Source organism: Paenibacillus tyrphae (genome assembly GCF_024158745.1).
GTDB lineage: Bacteria > Bacillota > Bacilli > Paenibacillales > NBRC-103111 > Paenibacillus_G > Paenibacillus_G tyrfis_A.
In genome coordinates this window covers 168,527-184,221 of sequence record NZ_JAMZAW010000009.1, presented here as the reverse complement: position 1 = coordinate 184,221, position 15,695 = coordinate 168,527, and the positions used below count along the sequence as shown (strand labels likewise).

The following is a 15,695-nucleotide window of genomic DNA, read 5'->3' as shown; positions in this document are numbered from 1 at the left end:
TAAATTTATCATGAATACAAGTGACAAGCCACGCTCCGCCCGGGAGAGACTTCCTTCCATTCGGGCGGGACGCTCCCGCATTCGGGCTTGGCTACCGGGCACCGGGTATGGAACGCACACCCGGCCGGGGGATTTTGCGGATTCGGCACATCGCCGGTCAAAATAATTCGCTCCCGCTTCGTTTCGGGATCGGGCACGGGCAGGGCTGACATCAGCGCCTGCGTGTAAGGATGCAGCGGCTTGTCGTACAGCTCTTGGGTTGGCGCCAGCTCCACCATGCGGCCCAAGTACATCACCCCGACCCGGTCGCTGATGAACTTCACGACGGACAGATCATGCGAAATAAACATGTACGTGAGCGAAAATTGCTCCTGCAGCTCCTGCATCAGATTGAGCACCTGGGCCCGGATGGACACGTCCAGCGCGGACACCGGCTCGTCGCATACGATGAATTTCGGCTTCAGCGCAAGCGCGCGGGCAATCCCGATCCGCTGCCGCTGCCCGCCGGAAAACTCGTGCGGGTAACGGTGGGCATGGTACGAGGACAGTCCCACAACTTCCATCAGCTCCGCAACGCGGCGCTTAAGCTCGTCCTCGGGCAGCTTCTCGTGCGTGCGGAGCGGCTCCTCCAGCGTCTGCTGCACCGTCCACCGCGGATCGAGCGAAGCGTACGGATCCTGGAACACGATTTGCATCTTCGTGCGGAACTTGCGCATTTCCTCCGGGGACAGCTTGCGCACGTCGGTTCCTTCGAAGAAAATGTCGCCTTCGGTCGGCTCGATGAGACGCAGAATCGAACGGCCCGTCGTCGATTTGCCGCAGCCGGATTCCCCGACGATCGCCAGCGTCTCGCCTTTTTCGATGGTCAGGCTCACGCCGTCCACCGCTTTGACGACGCCCACCTGCTTGGAAAATAAGCCTTTGTGGATCGGATAGTGCTTCTTCAGATTGCGAATCTCCAGCAATGCGCTCATAATAGTCCCTCCTGAACGAGCAAGCAGCGGCATTTGTGCCCGGCCTCGACCTCTTGCAGCTGCGGAGGCACGGTATCGCATGCATCCGTCCGGAAAGCGCAGCGGGGAGCGAACCGGCACCCCTTGGGCATCTCCGCCGGATTCGGCACGCTGCCGGGAATCGGCTCAAGACGGTGCTGCTCGCCCGCTAGCTGCGGCAAGGAAGCCAGCAGTCCCCGGGTATACGGATGCTTCGGCTGCCGGAACAGCGTCTTCACATCGGTTTCCTCGACCACCTGCCCGGCATACATCACCACGACCCGCTGGCACGTCTCCGCCACGACGCCGAGGTCATGGGTAATGAGCAGCACGGCCGTTCCCTGCGCTTCCTGCAGCTCGCGCATCAGGTCCAGAATTTGCGCTTGAATCGTCACATCGAGCGCGGTCGTCGGCTCGTCGGCGATCAGCACCTCGGGGCCGCACGCCATCGCCATGGCGATCATGACCCGCTGCCGCATCCCTCCAGAGAGCTGGTGCGGATATTCCATGGCGATCTGCTCGGGACGGGGAATGCCTACCTTGGTCAGCATCTCGACCGCCTTGCTCCAGGCTTCCTTCTTGCTCACCTTCATATGAAAGCGGACCGACTCTGCAATTTGCGAACCGATCTTGAACACCGGGTTGAGCGAGGTCATCGGCTCTTGAAAAATCATCGCCATCTTGTTGCCGCGAATTTTCCGCAGCTCCGCGGCGGACAGGGAGAGCAGGCTTGTGCCGTCATACCGGATGTCTCCGCCAGCAATCCGGCTGACCCCCTTGGGAAGCAGCCCCATGATCGACATGGAGGTGACGCTTTTGCCGCAGCCCGATTCGCCGACGACCCCCAAGGTCTCCCCCTTGTGAAGCACCAGATCGACCCCGTCGACCGCCCTCACCACGCCGGAACGGGTGACGAACTCCGTTTGCAGTCCCTGAACCTCAAGTAAAGCGTTCATTGCCCCGTCCTCCTTTCCTGGGTGGCTTTACTGTTAACTGCCGTCGGTCGTGCCCAAATATTTAATCGCGGTCAGCGCGTACACTTTGGCCGCTTGAACGACTTGCCAAACCGGCGCGCGCTCGTTGAAGTTATGGATCGTGGATAGCTCCGCCGGCCCGTACTGTAGCACCGGAATCCCGTGGTTGCGGAAGTGGCGGGCATCGCTCGACGCCCACTGCAGGACGCCGTAAGCTTCCTTCCCGCTGACATCGGTGATGCTTTCCACCAAGTAACGCACGATCTCCTCCGTCGAAGGCGTCCAGTTCGCATTGCCCCGGAAGCCAATCGGCTTCAGCTCGGCGTCGATTCCGACTTCAAGCAGCAGACGCTTCGCTTCGTTCAATACATCGCGGTAGTCGATGCCGAACGGCACGCGCGAATCGACTTCGATCGTGCAGCGGTCCGCGACGACGTTCGCTTTCGTCCCGCCGTGAATCGTCCCGATATTGACCGTCACATGATCGTAAACGGCGCTGACATCGGTCGCTTCCCGCTCGCGGACATAGTTCTTCGAAATCTCGATAATGTCGCGCATTTCCTCGGGAATGTTCGGCTTCATATCTGTCAGCCGCTGCAGCACTTCGATCGCTTTGGCCGCTTTGACGATCGCGCTGTCACCCTTGAACGGCGACAGGCTGCCGTGACCCGGCGTGCCCTCGACCGTAAATTCGAACCAGCTGCTGCCTTTTTGACCGATGGTCGGATGCTCCGGGGAGGACGGCTCGGCGATGACCGCCGCCGTCCCTGTAATCAAGCCCCGTTCCAGTACCCACGGAACGCCGAAATGTCCGCCGGTTTCCTCGTCCGGCACGATAAACAAGGACAGCTCCCCCGCCAGCGGTACGCCGAGCCGTTTCAGCAGCGCGGTGACGAAGATTAGTCCGCCAAGACCGCATTTCATGTCCGAAGCGCCGCGGCCGAGAATGTAGCCGTCCTTCACCTCCCCGGCAAAGGGAGGGAAATCCCAGCGGGACAAGTCGCCCGCCGGTACGACATCGGTGTGCCCGCAGAAGAGCAAATGCTTGTCGCTCTTCGTCCCTACGGTGGACAGCAGATTGAACATATGCTGCTCCGACTCGTGCGCGGCCGTCTCGATTCCGGCTTCCTTCAAGTAGTCGGTAATGAACTTGCTGATATCGCGGGTATCGCCCGGCGGATTTTCGCTTGGAAATTGAATCAATTTACAGCACAAGTCTATAAGCTCGTCCTGACGTTTATCGATTTCTTCCAGTACGGTCTTTTTCCAATCCATCGCACAGCCTTCCCTTCTCCTTGGAACTGTTACTGCCCCTTGCTCATCGGATAGAAGCGGAGAATTTCATCCGGGTAGTACACGTAGCCCTTCAGGTTCTTGTTCATCCCCACAATGCGGTTGTATTCGTACAGGTACAGCCAAGGCGCGTCCGCGGTAATCAGCTCCTGCGCTTGCTTGTACATCTCGTTGCGCTTGGCTTGATCCGGTTCGTTGTTGGCTTTCTCCCACAGCTCGTCGACCTTCGCGTTCTTGTAGTTTCCGTAGTTCGAGGTGCCTTTTCCGTACAGCAGGAAGCCCAGATGGTAGCTTGGATCGTTGACGAAAGACGTCCATTTCGAGATATACGCCGTCAGGTTGCGCTCTCTTTGCATTTGCAGGAATTGGGCGCGCGCGACCTTTTGGATGTTCATCGTGACGCCGATTTTGGCGAATTCGGCCTGCATCAAGACAGCGTCATCCTCCCAGTCCTGGAAGCCCGATCCAAGCGTGAGGTCGAAGCTGAGCCCGTTCTCGTAGCCGGCTTCTTTCAGCAGCTGCTTCGCTTTGTCCAAATCGTGCTTATAGATAAATCCGAAATCGGAGTACCCCGGCGTATTGCTCGGGACCGCACTCTTCAACTGCTTGGCCTGATCGTACATGACGTCGTGCACCAATTGGTCGTAAGGAACCGCATAAGCGAGCGCTTGTCTGACTTTCACGTTGTCGAACGGCTTCTTGGTCGTATTAAGCGCAAAATACAGAATCCGGTTGCTCGCATCGGACTTGACCGTCAGGTTGGCGTTGTTCTTCAGATCGGTGACGTCCTTCGGAGGAATCTCGATCGCTAGGTCGACATCGCCTTTGCCGAGCAGCATGACGCGGTTCGAAGCTTCCTTCAAAAACTTCATCGTCACTTTGTCCACCTGAGGAGCGCCCTGCCAGTAGTTTTTGTTGGCGGTCATAACGGCTTCCGAGGCGGGGTCCCATTTCTCGATGGTGAACGGACCGGAGCCGGCCGCATTTTTGGTCAGGAAGTCGTTGCCCTTCTCTTTGATCACTTTTTCATCCAGAACGGAGAAGTTGTACAGTGCCAGCATTTGCAGGAATGTATGGTTTTCTTTTTCCAGCTGAATGCTGATCGTTTGCGCGTCTTTGACGGTGTAAGCTTTAATGCCGGACAATTGGTAGAGGAAGCTGCCCGCTTTGGAGTTTTTCAGATGGTCGAGCGAAAAGGCCACCGAATCCGCCGTTACCGGATTTCCGCTCTGAAACTTGGCGTTCTCTTGCAGCTTGAAGGTGTACGTCAGCTTATCGTCGGATACGGTCCAGCTTTTGGCCAGCATCGGCTTGATCTCGTCGGTCTTCGCCACCTGCCCGCCGTCCACGGTTTTGACCCCGTATGTCACCAATTGGTCGTACGCGGCGACGACCAGCGTGTCGGAGGTCAGGTCGCTCGCTTCGGCCGGGTCCATCGTCGTGCCGCCGTCCGAATAGGCAATCGTAATGATTTTGTCCTTCTTGCTTTGCTCCGGCGCAGCGGAAGCGTCTGGCTTCTGGTTCGCATTCGGGCTGCAGCCCACGGCCGTCAAGAGCAATGCGCTTGCGGCAAGTCCGGCTAACCATTGGTGCTTCTTCATGTGTTCTTCCCCCTCAAAGTTGTCAGATAGCCCAGCATATAAAGTTACTTGCTCGAACGAAGCCGCGGGTCTAGAACGTCGCGCAGACCGTCGCCAAGCAGATTGAAACCGAGAATCGAGGTGGCGATGGCTAGTCCCGGAAAAGTAACGATCCACCAGTCGCCGGAAATAATGTAGCCGCGGCCTTCGGAGATCATGGCGCCCCATTCCGCTGTCGGCGGCTTGACTCCTAGCCCGAGGAAGTTCAAGCTGGCCGCCGTCAGAATCGCGAAGCCCATGCCGAGCGTCACCCGCACCATAAGCGGAGCCAAGGCGTTGGGAAAAATGTGCCGGAACAAGATGACGGAGTCCTTCAGGCCGATGGCCCGTCCCGCTTCGACGAACTCTTTCTCCCGCAGCGAAATGGTCTGCCCGTGCATCAGCCGCGCGAATTCGGGGACGCCGACGATGCCGACCGCAATCATCGCGCTGGTCAGTCCCGGACCCATGGAAGCGGCGATCGCCATCGCCAGCACCAGAGAAGGAAAAGCGAGCAGCATGTCCATGATCCGCATGATAATATTCCCGAGCATCCCGCCATAATAGGCGGCGATCCCGCCCAGCGGAACGCCGATGCAGAAGGAAATGCCGACGGCAATCAGGCCGGACCAGATCGTAATTTGCGCTCCGTAGAGCACCCGGCTGAGGATGTCCCGACCGAAATTGTCCGTTCCGAACCAATGCGCCGCGCTCGGGGCCTGAAGCTTGACCGCCGTATTCGTCTCGTTCGGCCCGTATGGAGCGATGGCCGGTGCGAGCAGAGCCAAGACGGACCAGATAACAATAAACGCAAGGCCGATCACGGCCAGCCGGTTGCGAAGCAGCAGCCTAAGTGTCGCCGCCGCCTTGCTGCCTTCCCGCGTCTTCGCCTTGGCAGCCGGAATGGAAGCTGTAAATTTACTCACGTGTCGAACTCTCCTTTCCCCGGCGGTTATTCGTATCGAATTCTTGGATCAATGAATCCGTAGAGCAGGTCCACCGCCAAATTGATGACGCTGTACAAAATGGCGCTGATCAGCGTGAACGCTTGAATGGGCGCATAGTCGGTAGCCAGGATCGATTCGGTCACATAGCCGCCGATCCCGGGCCAAGCGAAAATCGTTTCGGTAATGACCGCGCCACCCAGCAGATAGCCGAACTGCAAACCGAGCACGGTTAAGGTAGGAATCAGCGCGTTCACGAGGGCGTGCTTCAGGATGACGGTGCGTTCGTAAATCCCTTTGGCGCGGGCCGTTCGGATAAAGTCCTGTCCGATTACTTCCAGCATGCTGGAGCGCATCATTCGGGCAATGATCGCCATCGTCCCCGTACTTAGGCAGATGGCCGGCAGAATGAGATGTGAAAGCGTTTTCTGAAAAGCAATGAAATCCCCCGAAAGCAAGCTGTCGATCAAGTATAATCCGGTAACATGCGTAGGCGGGTTGATGTCTTCGCCGATGCGGCCCAGCGGCGCCGGCGCCCAGCCTAATTTGGAATAAAAAATGGAGATGAGGATCAATCCGAGCCAGAAGACGGGAACACAGGCCCCGATGAGCGAGAAAATACGCGAAATGTGGTCAACGACCGATTCTTTCTTCGTAGCGGCGATAATTCCGACGGGAACGGCAACGAGGACGGCAATGATAAAGCTCGCAATGGTCAGCTCCAGCGTGGCGGGGAAGCGCGTGGCAAAATCGCCGAGCACCGTATTGCCCGTATGCCAGGCCAGTCCGAAATCCCCTTGCAGCAGCTGCTTGATGTAATCGACAAATTGCACGTAGAGCGGATTGTTCAGCCCCATCTCTTGACGAATTTTCTCGACTACAGCCGGAGGGGCTTGCTCGCCTGCCAGCATCACCGCCGGGTCGCCGGGCAGGACTCTTGAGATAATAAATGTAATCAGTGCAATCCCGATCAGCCCCGGAATCATAAACACGATTCGCCGAAGGATGTAGTTAACCACCATCTCTTACCCCCTTTTTGTAAAAAATAAGTAACGGCATCATAGCTATTGTGCGCATGGAAGGAGATGTTCATGTAGCGCCGTCCGTTCTTCCCAAATGGGTCCTTCCCGCGTCACTTTCGGGCTCCAAGATGATGGAAGCTTATAAGCCATTCCTCCCTTTTGTACCTATTATCGGTACAGTGGTTCTTTTTTAAATTTTTTGTTAATTTCGATTATACTCACTTTTCTTGAAAAATCAATCGTTTTTCACAGCTTTTTTGACTACCAATGTGAGTTAAGGTGACACAAAAATTTTCCAATGGTTAAAAAATCCCTACGGGATCGATTCGATCCTGTAGGGCTGTACCTCTTCTCCATTTTCCACCAAGCATATTCCTCCCTGAATGGCTCATTCTATACCATGTACGCCAATTCACCAGAAACGGAGCGATCTTATGCCAGCGACGATGACCCCTCCCGCTCAGCAGACGCAGCCGCCGATTCCCGTTCCGCCGCGCGTGATTACAACGAAAGATTTGCTCTACCTGAAGGACGCGCTGTCTTGGGAGCTGTCTGCTTTTAAGAAATTTCACTTTTTTGCCCAGCAGGCGACCAATCCGCAGGTCAAGCAGGCGCTCGATAAAGTCGGACAAATGCATCAGCGACATTATGAAAAGCTGCTTACGCATCTGCAAGTAGACAACAACGCCGCTATGGCCAACCTGCCCCGTCCGCAGCAGGCGTCCCAATAATTCCAAGTAAGGAGGGTGCAGCCGATGCCAGGCCAGCAAGCACAGAATCCTAATGAAATCGCCAATCCGCAAAGCGGACAGCTGCCGCAGGTCAAAGGACCGGAGATGAACGACCGCGACTTCCTCAACGACGGACTTGCCACATGCAAATTATTAACCGACAACTTCAACGTGGCCGTCCGCGAGGCCAGCCACGAGCAGCTTCATGCCGATATGCTCCAAATTTTGACGGAAACGCATCAAAGCGCCCGCGACTTGTTTAACCTGATGTTTCAGAACGGATGGTATAAGCTGGAGGCCGAAGAGCAGCAAAAGCTTCAGCAAGCGCAGCAGCAGTTCAGCGGGTATTCCTCGCAGTTTCCTTATCAGTGAGTTAGGAAAGCTCCTGCCTTTAACGGCAGGAGCCTGTTTTGTTTACAGGAATACAAAATAGATCAGAGCGGCAAGCGCCAAGCGGTAAATGGCGAACGGAACGAGCTTGATGCGCTGAATCAGCTTCAAGAAAAACCGGATCGATAGCAGCGCAAAGACGAACGCGCTGATCATGCCGACGGCACAGAAGGATATAACGTCGGGGGTAAAATATTCCCAATGCTTCAATAGCGAAAAGAAGCTCACGCCGGCCATGACCGGTACGGCCATAATGAAGGTAAAATCCGCCGCCGCGCGGTGGCTCATCCCCATCAGGACGCCCCCCGAGATCGTCGATCCCGAGCGGGAAAATCCCGGCCACATGGACAAGCATTGAAATAAGCCGACGGCGACGGCTTGCTTGTAGGTCATCTGATCGACGGTCTCCGTCTTCGGCTTGCGCGGCCGGAACCACTCCGCCGCGAGCATAAGCACGGCTCCCGCCACAAGACCGATAACGACCGTTTCGGTGGAGAACAAGTAGGTGTCGATATAATCGTCCAAGAGCAAGTACAAAATCCCCGCCGGAAGGAGCCCCACCAGTACCTGCCACAGGTTCAAGCGCGGCCCGGAAGCGGTCTGTCCCTGGCTTTTGCAAAGTCCGAGCAGGTCCATAAATCGGTCCCACATCAGAACGACGACCGCCAGGATGGAGCCCAGCTGGATCACGATCTTGAACGCGACGGCAGCTTCCGGTGAAAACATGCGCTTCGTTTGAAACAAAAAATCGTCCACGATAATCATATGCCCGGTAGACGATACCGGAACGAACTCGGTCATTCCTTCGACCAACCCTAGAACCAACGCGACAAAGGCATCCCATAATACGAACAAGTTCCAATCACTCCTGCCAGTACGGTTTTCATTTCCCACTGAACACAAGTATAGGCAGGAGATTTTAAATGCCTCTTATCCCGTTCTTAACTGTTTCTTAAAGAACACCCGTCTTTGCGCCAGTTTACCGGAGCTCTTGCTTGAGAAATTGATACAGCTTCGCCCCTGCCAGCTTCAAAGGAACCTCCGACGTTTTGCAGAGCAAGCCGAAGGTCATCTCGATGAGATCGCCGCTTATGGCCCGGGCCGTCGTTCCTTCCGGCAACGAGTTCACGGTAATCTTAGGCACCAAAGCGATTCCCAATCCGCCAGCGACATAATATTTCAAGGCCGTCATGCTGCCGATTTCCATCGTGTTTGACGGCATGCCCCCGGCATCCTGCATGACCATTTCAAGCTTCCGCCGATACGGACAGGTGGCTGAGGTGATAAGCAGCGGATAATCCCGGATCTGATCCGGTTCGACGATCTCCTGCTTCGCCAACGGGTGGTCTTCGGGCATCAAAACGAGAAACGGCTCTTTGAACAAAGGCTCGAAGTAGAGCTCGGCCCCCAAATCCGGTGCGGAGCAAAGAGCCAAGTCGATGTCGCCTTGAAGAAGCCGCTCGCTCAGCGCCGGCGTACTTCCAAACTCCACCGCAATGCGAATCTTCGGATAGAGAGTTAGAAACTTCTTCAAAACGGCCGGCAGCCGGTAGCTTGCCGTCGGTTCCGTCACGCCCAAACGAAGGCTTCCTGCCATCCCCCATTGCAGCTCGGACATATTTTGCTGCACCCGCTCCATGTCTCGGACGATCGGTAGACTTTGTTCGTAAAGCAGTCGGCCCGCTTCGGTTAACCGGATTTTCTTCCCACGCTCGATCAGTTGAACGCCTAAGTCCGATTCCAACTTCTGCATCTGCATCGTGACGGTAGACTGGGCATAATTCATTTCTTCGGCGGCGCGGATGAAGCTGCCGTGATGTACGATCATCTGAAAGGTTTTTAGCATTTTCAGGTCCATTCTCATCCCTCGGGCTATTCAATTCAATTTTTATGAACTTTTCATTCACTTAATTCAATTATACAGAACGACATTCCTGACGTACAATCGCCTTATAGCAAGCAGAGAAGGAAAAGGAGGGCATTTTCGATGAATTTGAATAATAAAGTAGCACTTGTGACGGGCGGAGGTACGGGGATCGGCCGAGCGGCCTGTCTTGCGTTGGCTGAACGGGGGGTAGCCGTCATCGTGAATTATTCCCGGTCCGCTGCCGATGCGGAGGCAACGGCTCAGAGCATCAGGGACAAGGGCGGCCAAGCGGCGGCGATCCGAGCCGACGTCTCTCAAGACCGGGAAGTGCGGCATATGGTCGATGAGGCGGTCCGACAATTCGGGAACGTAGATCTGCTCGTGAATAATGCCGGGATCACCCGGCATTTTCCGATGGACGATCTGGATGCAGCGACGGACGAGGTATGGGATGAGCTCTACGACGTCAATGTGAAGGGGATGTTTTTCTGCGCGAGAGCCGTGGCTCCTTTCATGAAAAGCAAGAAGCAGGGGGCCATCGTGAATGTAGGCAGCATCGCCGGGATAACCGGACTGGGCTCTTCACTTCCGTATGCCGTATCGAAAGCGGCCGTTCACGGCCTGACGAAATCGTTGGCACGCGCTCTGGCGCCGTATATCCGCGTCTCCTGCATCGTTCCCGGAGCCGTTGCAACCCGGTGGTGGGACGGCAAGGAAGAGCAAATGAAGCGGCTGGCTCCGCAGCTGCTGCTGCAGCGCATTTCCACGCCTGAGGATATCGCCCGCATGATCTGCGCCGCCTTGGAGCAGGAGGCCATGACCGGCCAGATCATTACGGTGGACAGTGGACAGACGCTGTAACGGGAACCTGGCGGAAGGGTCCGCGGCTCTTTGGGGGGCTGGCCGTGTCCTGCCCCGTAGAGCCATACCCGCAAAAAGTTACCCTACGAAGCCCGTAAAAATACCGATGTAACCCAATGCTGTGATCACTTGGGTTTTAGGGCCGGTGAACTGGGGGACCCGTGCCTATCGTTTGAGAAACCAAGGACCTCAATAATAAATTCGAAGAAAAACAAAAAAACGGCTCTTGCCGCGTAAATGCGAACAAGGGCTCGTTACTGCATTGCAATCATGTTTTTTCTTTATTGCATCTAAAATAGGACAGAGTACATTAAAGATTTCGCATAGCTTGGTTATGGAAAAATGTGGTGAGTCGGTACACAGTTGGCTTTGAAAAAAAGTAAGTATTTCTGATGATATTCATGTATTTTAGCCATACTTTTTAAACGATGAAATAATTTAAAGCCCCCAAGAACCAAGAGACACCGCCTACAAGACCAGCTCCAATTGAAACGTCTTTATTCGTGGAATAATGTATGATCATCCATAAAACAGTGAACGATAGCCCCCCTCCGCTGCAGCGTTAATGATAACTTTTTGCTTAGACAAAAATATCACGCCTTTACCTTTTTAGTTATAATAAAACCACCCAGACTTCTGAAAAATCTGGAGAAAAATAAAGATCGGCCCTTGCCGCAAGGATGCGAACAAGAGCCGTTTTTTTGCATTGTTCCACGAATTCAAAATCGCTGCCCAGAGTTAATAAGAGTGGAAAATAGGAACTGGGACTGTTATACCAATAGTGCCATACCACCCATAAAAGTCTACGTAAGTGCCTGCTCCTTTGTCTGTGTTTATAAGCATCCATGCTCCTGCTGCTGCAACGGCGGTCACCGCAGAAGCAAACCAAGCAGGAGGAGTCACCGAAAAGAAAAGCATAGTTGCTTGCATAGCAGCAATTGTTCCTGCAACAGATGCAGTATATAAAAGAACATTGTCCTTAAATTTTTGAACAAATTCATGAGAGAAGTGAATCTGAGTTCCCCACCAAGCAATATCAAAAGAAAAATTATCACCTAAATTGATAGCGGCACGTTCGAATTGTGTCGGTACTAATGTACCGTTGCTGGAAACAGACAACTCCTGTGCATGTTCTCTCACAAAAGCATTCGTTTTTTCGATTACTTCTTTGGCTGTCTGGATGTCTGCTTTGCTTAAGATTTTATCTGCTTCTTTGGTCAAATAAAACTGTTTAGCAGAATCAATTTTTACATACGGATTAACCTTATCGATAAAAGCCTGTGAAAGTTGTGAAATTGCCTGATCAGCTTGAACAGTAACTTCTGGAGGAGCAGCAAAAGCAGAGCCGACCTGACTTCCCAATAAAGCCAAAGATAAAGACGAAGCGACAATAATTTTCTTCACCCCGAAAACCTACTATTATTTTGAAATATATGAATATTTTTCAATAAATTAATATTATCAATATAAGGATATATTTTCAATTAAAACCTAAATATATAAAATTTATTTTAGTTAGCATAGCGCAAGAAATTCGAGAATATGGTAAAATTTAAACAAACTTGAAAGGGAGAAATTTTACAATGAAACAAGTACTACTTAATTTTTTAAAAAAAAGACTACCCTGGAATATTTTGAATTTTATTATTTTATTCACAATTTTGCCTAGCATTTTGAACGTAGATCTTCAAACATCTCTTATGGTAGGATCAATAGTTTTTATCGTAGTGGGTTTAATAGAAATTATTGCAATGGCACTGTGGGGACGAAAATAGTTGATCAATAAATTGAACAGAAGGGCTAAAAAAACACCACTTCAATAATCGGTAATACCTGACTAAGTGGTTTTTGGGATTGGTTTCCCATTTTATTTACTCTATAAAAAAACAATCGCTCCGTAACAGTTTCTTAACTTGCTCGTCGCTATAGCCAAGCTTTGCCAATCTTCGAGCGGTGAACCCTGCACCTGTTGATGCTCTGTATACCGCGTCATCCTTTATGCCGTAAAGCTTTTCAAAGATTGCGCCGTTCCGGGCAAGGTACAGTCTCCCTAAAAAAAAAGAAAAGCCGAACCGTCCAAAGCTCGTCGCTTTGGCAAGTTCAGCATATCCGTCTTCCGCGATCTTACGCGCCCGAGCCGCTCCCGCAAGCCTGCTTCAAATGGAGAGTTCCCGCCTCGTCCAGCATCGCTTCGGCAATCGTCAGAAAATCTTCCCGCGCGATCTCGAAATGACCCGAGCGGAGCTTATACCCCCAATGCCGGTTGCCGCGCGTAAAGCTGAGCTGATCCAGCAGCGGGGCGATTTTCACTTCGCTGCAAGTAAAATAGCGGATATCCCGGCGGAGCGGTACGAAGGAATCGGACATCCGGTACTCGTAAACCCGGTCGTCCGCCACCCGGCCGATGGCGGTAAAGGCTTGCAGCGGCTCCCCTCCCTTCATGTCTGTACGCGGAGAATAATAAATGAGCCAGTCTCCGAGGCGCATCCTCCGGAGCGGCGCGGACTTGCCGTGGCACAGCTGGGCAAACCCGCCCTGTACGCCCCGGCTTACATGGGAAGCGGAAACGACGCCGATCCAGTAGCGCTCTTGCCCGGGTACCGATTGGTCCGGCATCTGGTGATCCCTCCTGTTCATTCTCGCCTCAATTAAACGCTAGCAAGAGAGCTTGCTTCAAACGGTCCTTCTGCAGAAGATGGTGGCGGTAATGCATTTCGACGAGCCTGAACCATTCTTCCGCGGTCAGTCCCCCAAACCGGGGATGGGCGACGGTATGGTGCAGCGGCGCATTCTCCAGCTTTGATGCAATCTCATTCATTCGGCGCACGACGGATTTTAGTCCTTCGACAAGCTGCTCTTTGCTTTCGGGCTGCTGAGGCGTATATTGCGGTGAAGGCGGGACCTGGATGCGCACCGGCGGCAGGCTTCCTTGCCCGAATACGGTCTCCCCCACCTCCGTCTTTTCGCCTGCGGATGCGGCGTCATCCCCGCCTGGCGCCAGACAGCGCTCCGCATTGGCAAGCTGCATGTACAATGCGGCATTGATCAAATGCTGGTACATTTGTCCGAGCGACCATTCGTTCTCTCCCGGCTGCCGCTTCAACTGTTCCATACTGAAGCCTTCCAGCTCCTGAATGTAATGTTCCGTAATGTCCTCAAAACTCCGCAAAATTTCCGTTGTGTTCATTGCTTATCCCAGCTCCTTTTCATCATCTGCTCTTACTATACAAAAGCGCTACTGACAACAGTATGTCAGTAGCGCTTTAGCATTTTTTCGGCTTCTTCCCGGACCCGGACCTTCAGCGCCTCCGGCTCCAGCACCACGGCATTCGCACCCCAGCCGAGCACCCAATGCAGCAGTTCCTCGGGCTGCCGGACGCGAAACGTGATGACCAAGCCTTCCTCCCGATCCTCGAAGGCTTCTAGGTAAAAGCTGCACGTTTCTTTTACTCGATCCACGATATCCGTACTTGCCAGAATACGCACCCGCACGTTCCGGTCATCCGCAGGCAAGTAATCCTGCAATTGAAAATCCGGGGGAAACGAGAACGGGTCCTCCAGAACGGTCAGGCCGCTCATTCGGGACAGCCGGAAATGGCGAAGCTCCTTCCGCAACTCGCAATGCGCAATCAAGATCCAGGAGCCGCGAACAAGGATTAGACCGTAAGGGGCGACTGTGCGGTCGCTGTGGCGGTTCCCATCGATTTCCGGCCTGTTTTTGGAATAATGGAACCGAACCTTCCTCTGCTCCAATATCGCTTGCCGCAGCGCTTCCAAGTACTGCTTCTCCCGCCCGCCGATCGGCGCGTCTCCCGCAGCCAGCAGCCGCATGGTCGCGCGGACCCGGGACGCCTCGCTGCGGACGCTCTCCGGCAAGACCGCTTCGATTTTGCCCCGGGCGCTCTGTGCCTTCGCGCCATATCCTATGTCGAACTTTTGTTCGATAAAGTCCGTTCCAATCAGCAGCGCCACCGCTTCTTCTACCGTAAAGCTCACCGGAGGGAGAAAATACCCCTCCATCAAGGAATAACCCTGCCCCGGAGCGCCGACAACCGGAACTCCCGCCTCGCTAAGCGCTTGAATGTCCCGGTAGATGGTTCGCGTACTCGTCTCAAAGCGGGCCGCCAAATCCTCCGCGCGCAGCACCCCTTTACGCTGCAATTCGATGACGATGGCTAACAAACGATCTGTTTTGTTCATCTCTGCCCACCCTCTCCTGCACGATCGACTTGCGTCCTTTTGCCGAAGCCTGATTTGTTATCATCATCTTATTACAATAACGCAATGAAAAGCATAAAGCTTTTGAGCCCCCTAGTCCTCCGCACCGATGTTAAATAGATTTTTACTATTCATCCTCCTGCATTTGATGCTAGACTTAACATAAGAATCTAGCGTGAAGCAAGGAGGCCTCACACGATGTCCATTGTCCCAAGTCTACTGGAATTCAACAAGAAATTCGTTGCCGAGAAACGGTATGAAGATTACTTAACGGACAAATTTCCCGATAAAGAAGTCGCCGTGCTGACCTGCATGGATACGCGGCTTAGCGAGCTGCTTCCGAAGGCGCTGGGCTTCAAAAACGGAGATGCGAAGTTCATCAAAAATGCGGGCGCGATTCTAACCCAGCCGTTCGGCAGCGCCATGCGCAGCCTTCTGGTCGCCGTCTACGAGCTGGGTGCGCGCGAGGTTATCGTGATCGGCCACCACGGCTGCGGCATGACGGAGATTGATCCGGCACGTATGGTGAATAAATTCGCGGAGCACGGCATCGATCCGTTAGTGATCGAGACGCTTGAAAACTCGGGCATTCGCATGGAAAAGTTTTTGCGCGGCTTTAGCTGTGCGGAGGAAGGCGTCATGCACAGCGTCAAAATGATCCGCAGACATCCGCTGTTCCCCCAAGCGATCCCTGTTCACGGCTTCGTGATGGACCCCGAAACCGGGGCGGTCGAGGTCATTGTCGAGGATTACAGGGAAGGCTGTCCCGGTTAAAACATTGAAA

Annotated in this window: 17 protein-coding genes; 5 read left to right on the top strand and 12 right to left on the bottom strand. The window is 53.9% G+C overall.

Annotated elements, in window-relative coordinates:
* Positions 1–8 precede the first annotated feature (8 nt).
* Genes NI000_RS15375 through NI000_RS15350 form a run of 6 tightly spaced genes read right to left on the bottom strand, consistent with a single transcriptional unit; the run spans position 9 to position 6,844 of the window.
* Positions 9–974 (bottom strand): ABC transporter ATP-binding protein, encoded by a 966-nt coding sequence (locus NI000_RS15375; protein ID WP_253411940.1) that lies wholly within the window; start codon positions 972–974, stop codon positions 9–11.
* On the bottom strand, positions 971–1,948 hold the full coding sequence (locus NI000_RS15370; RefSeq protein WP_253411938.1) for an ABC transporter ATP-binding protein: 978 nt from the start codon (positions 1,946–1,948) through the stop codon (positions 971–973). The genes NI000_RS15375 and NI000_RS15370 overlap by 4 nt, the downstream gene beginning before the upstream one ends.
* Positions 1,949–1,981: 33 nt before the next feature.
* Complete coding sequence (locus NI000_RS15365) at positions 1,982–3,241, bottom strand: M20 family metallopeptidase (RefSeq protein ID WP_253411936.1); 1,260 nt, start codon at positions 3,239–3,241, stop codon at positions 1,982–1,984.
* Between the two features lie 29 nt (positions 3,242–3,270).
* The gene (locus NI000_RS15360) at positions 3,271–4,860 is read right to left on the bottom strand and encodes an ABC transporter substrate-binding protein (protein ID WP_253411934.1); all 1,590 of its coding nucleotides are present in this window, start codon (positions 4,858–4,860) and stop codon (positions 3,271–3,273) included.
* 44 nt (positions 4,861–4,904) lie between these two features.
* On the bottom strand, positions 4,905–5,783 hold the full coding sequence (locus NI000_RS15355; protein ID WP_054972656.1) for an ABC transporter permease: 879 nt from the start codon (positions 5,781–5,783) through the stop codon (positions 4,905–4,907).
* 47 nt (positions 5,784–5,830) lie between these two features.
* Positions 5,831–6,844, bottom strand: coding sequence for an ABC transporter permease (locus NI000_RS15350; protein ID WP_301292505.1), 1,014 nt, complete (start codon positions 6,842–6,844; stop codon positions 5,831–5,833).
* 434 nt (positions 6,845–7,278) lie between these two features.
* Here NI000_RS15350 and NI000_RS15345 point away from each other — a divergent pair, with 434 nt between their 5' ends.
* Complete coding sequence (locus NI000_RS15345; RefSeq protein ID WP_253411930.1) at positions 7,279–7,575, top strand: ferritin-like domain-containing protein; 297 nt, start codon at positions 7,279–7,281, stop codon at positions 7,573–7,575.
* A gap of 24 nt (positions 7,576–7,599) precedes the next feature.
* Positions 7,600–7,947, top strand: coding sequence for a spore coat protein (locus tag NI000_RS15340; protein WP_253411928.1), 348 nt, complete (start codon positions 7,600–7,602; stop codon positions 7,945–7,947).
* A 42-nt stretch (positions 7,948–7,989) separates the two neighbouring features.
* Here NI000_RS15340 and NI000_RS15335 read toward each other — a convergent pair whose 3' ends face one another.
* Complete coding sequence (locus NI000_RS15335; RefSeq protein WP_301292504.1) at positions 7,990–8,820, bottom strand: undecaprenyl-diphosphate phosphatase; 831 nt, start codon at positions 8,818–8,820, stop codon at positions 7,990–7,992.
* A gap of 124 nt (positions 8,821–8,944) precedes the next feature.
* Positions 8,945–9,823, bottom strand: coding sequence for a LysR family transcriptional regulator (locus NI000_RS15330; RefSeq protein WP_253411927.1), 879 nt, complete (start codon positions 9,821–9,823; stop codon positions 8,945–8,947).
* 129 nt (positions 9,824–9,952) lie between these two features.
* On the opposite strand from NI000_RS15330, the gene NI000_RS15325 reads away from it, so the two are divergent.
* Positions 9,953–10,693 (top strand): SDR family NAD(P)-dependent oxidoreductase, encoded by a 741-nt coding sequence (locus NI000_RS15325; protein WP_253411925.1) that lies wholly within the window; start codon positions 9,953–9,955, stop codon positions 10,691–10,693.
* Positions 10,694–11,431: 738 nt separating this feature from the next.
* Here NI000_RS15325 and NI000_RS15320 read toward each other — a convergent pair.
* Positions 11,432–12,097: a hypothetical protein gene (locus tag NI000_RS15320; protein WP_253411923.1), complete on the bottom strand. Its 666-nt coding sequence runs from the start codon at positions 12,095–12,097 to the stop codon at positions 11,432–11,434.
* 179 nt (positions 12,098–12,276) lie between these two features.
* Here NI000_RS15320 and NI000_RS15315 point away from each other — a divergent pair, with 179 nt between their 5' ends.
* Positions 12,277–12,468, top strand: a complete 192-nt coding sequence (locus NI000_RS15315; protein ID WP_253411921.1) for a hypothetical protein — start codon at positions 12,277–12,279, stop codon at positions 12,466–12,468.
* Positions 12,469–12,817: 349 nt separating this feature from the next.
* On the opposite strand, the gene NI000_RS15310 is transcribed toward NI000_RS15315, so the two are convergent.
* The 3 genes from NI000_RS15310 to NI000_RS15300 form a co-directional block, all read right to left on the bottom strand.
* Positions 12,818–13,309: an EVE domain-containing protein gene (locus tag NI000_RS15310; protein WP_253411920.1), complete on the bottom strand. Its 492-nt coding sequence runs from the start codon at positions 13,307–13,309 to the stop codon at positions 12,818–12,820.
* 28 nt (positions 13,310–13,337) lie between these two features.
* The gene (locus NI000_RS15305; protein ID WP_253411918.1) at positions 13,338–13,880 is read right to left on the bottom strand and encodes a DinB family protein; all 543 of its coding nucleotides are present in this window, start codon (positions 13,878–13,880) and stop codon (positions 13,338–13,340) included.
* Positions 13,881–13,945: 65 nt separating this feature from the next.
* Entirely contained in the window at positions 13,946–14,893 is a 948-nt protein-coding gene (locus NI000_RS15300; protein WP_253411916.1) for a helix-turn-helix transcriptional regulator, read from the bottom strand.
* A gap of 216 nt (positions 14,894–15,109) precedes the next feature.
* Between NI000_RS15300 and NI000_RS15295 the strand changes: the two genes are divergently transcribed.
* A complete protein-coding gene (locus tag NI000_RS15295; protein WP_253411914.1) occupies positions 15,110–15,685 on the top strand; it encodes a beta-class carbonic anhydrase in 576 nt (191 codons plus the stop codon).
* Positions 15,686–15,695 lie beyond the last annotated feature (10 nt).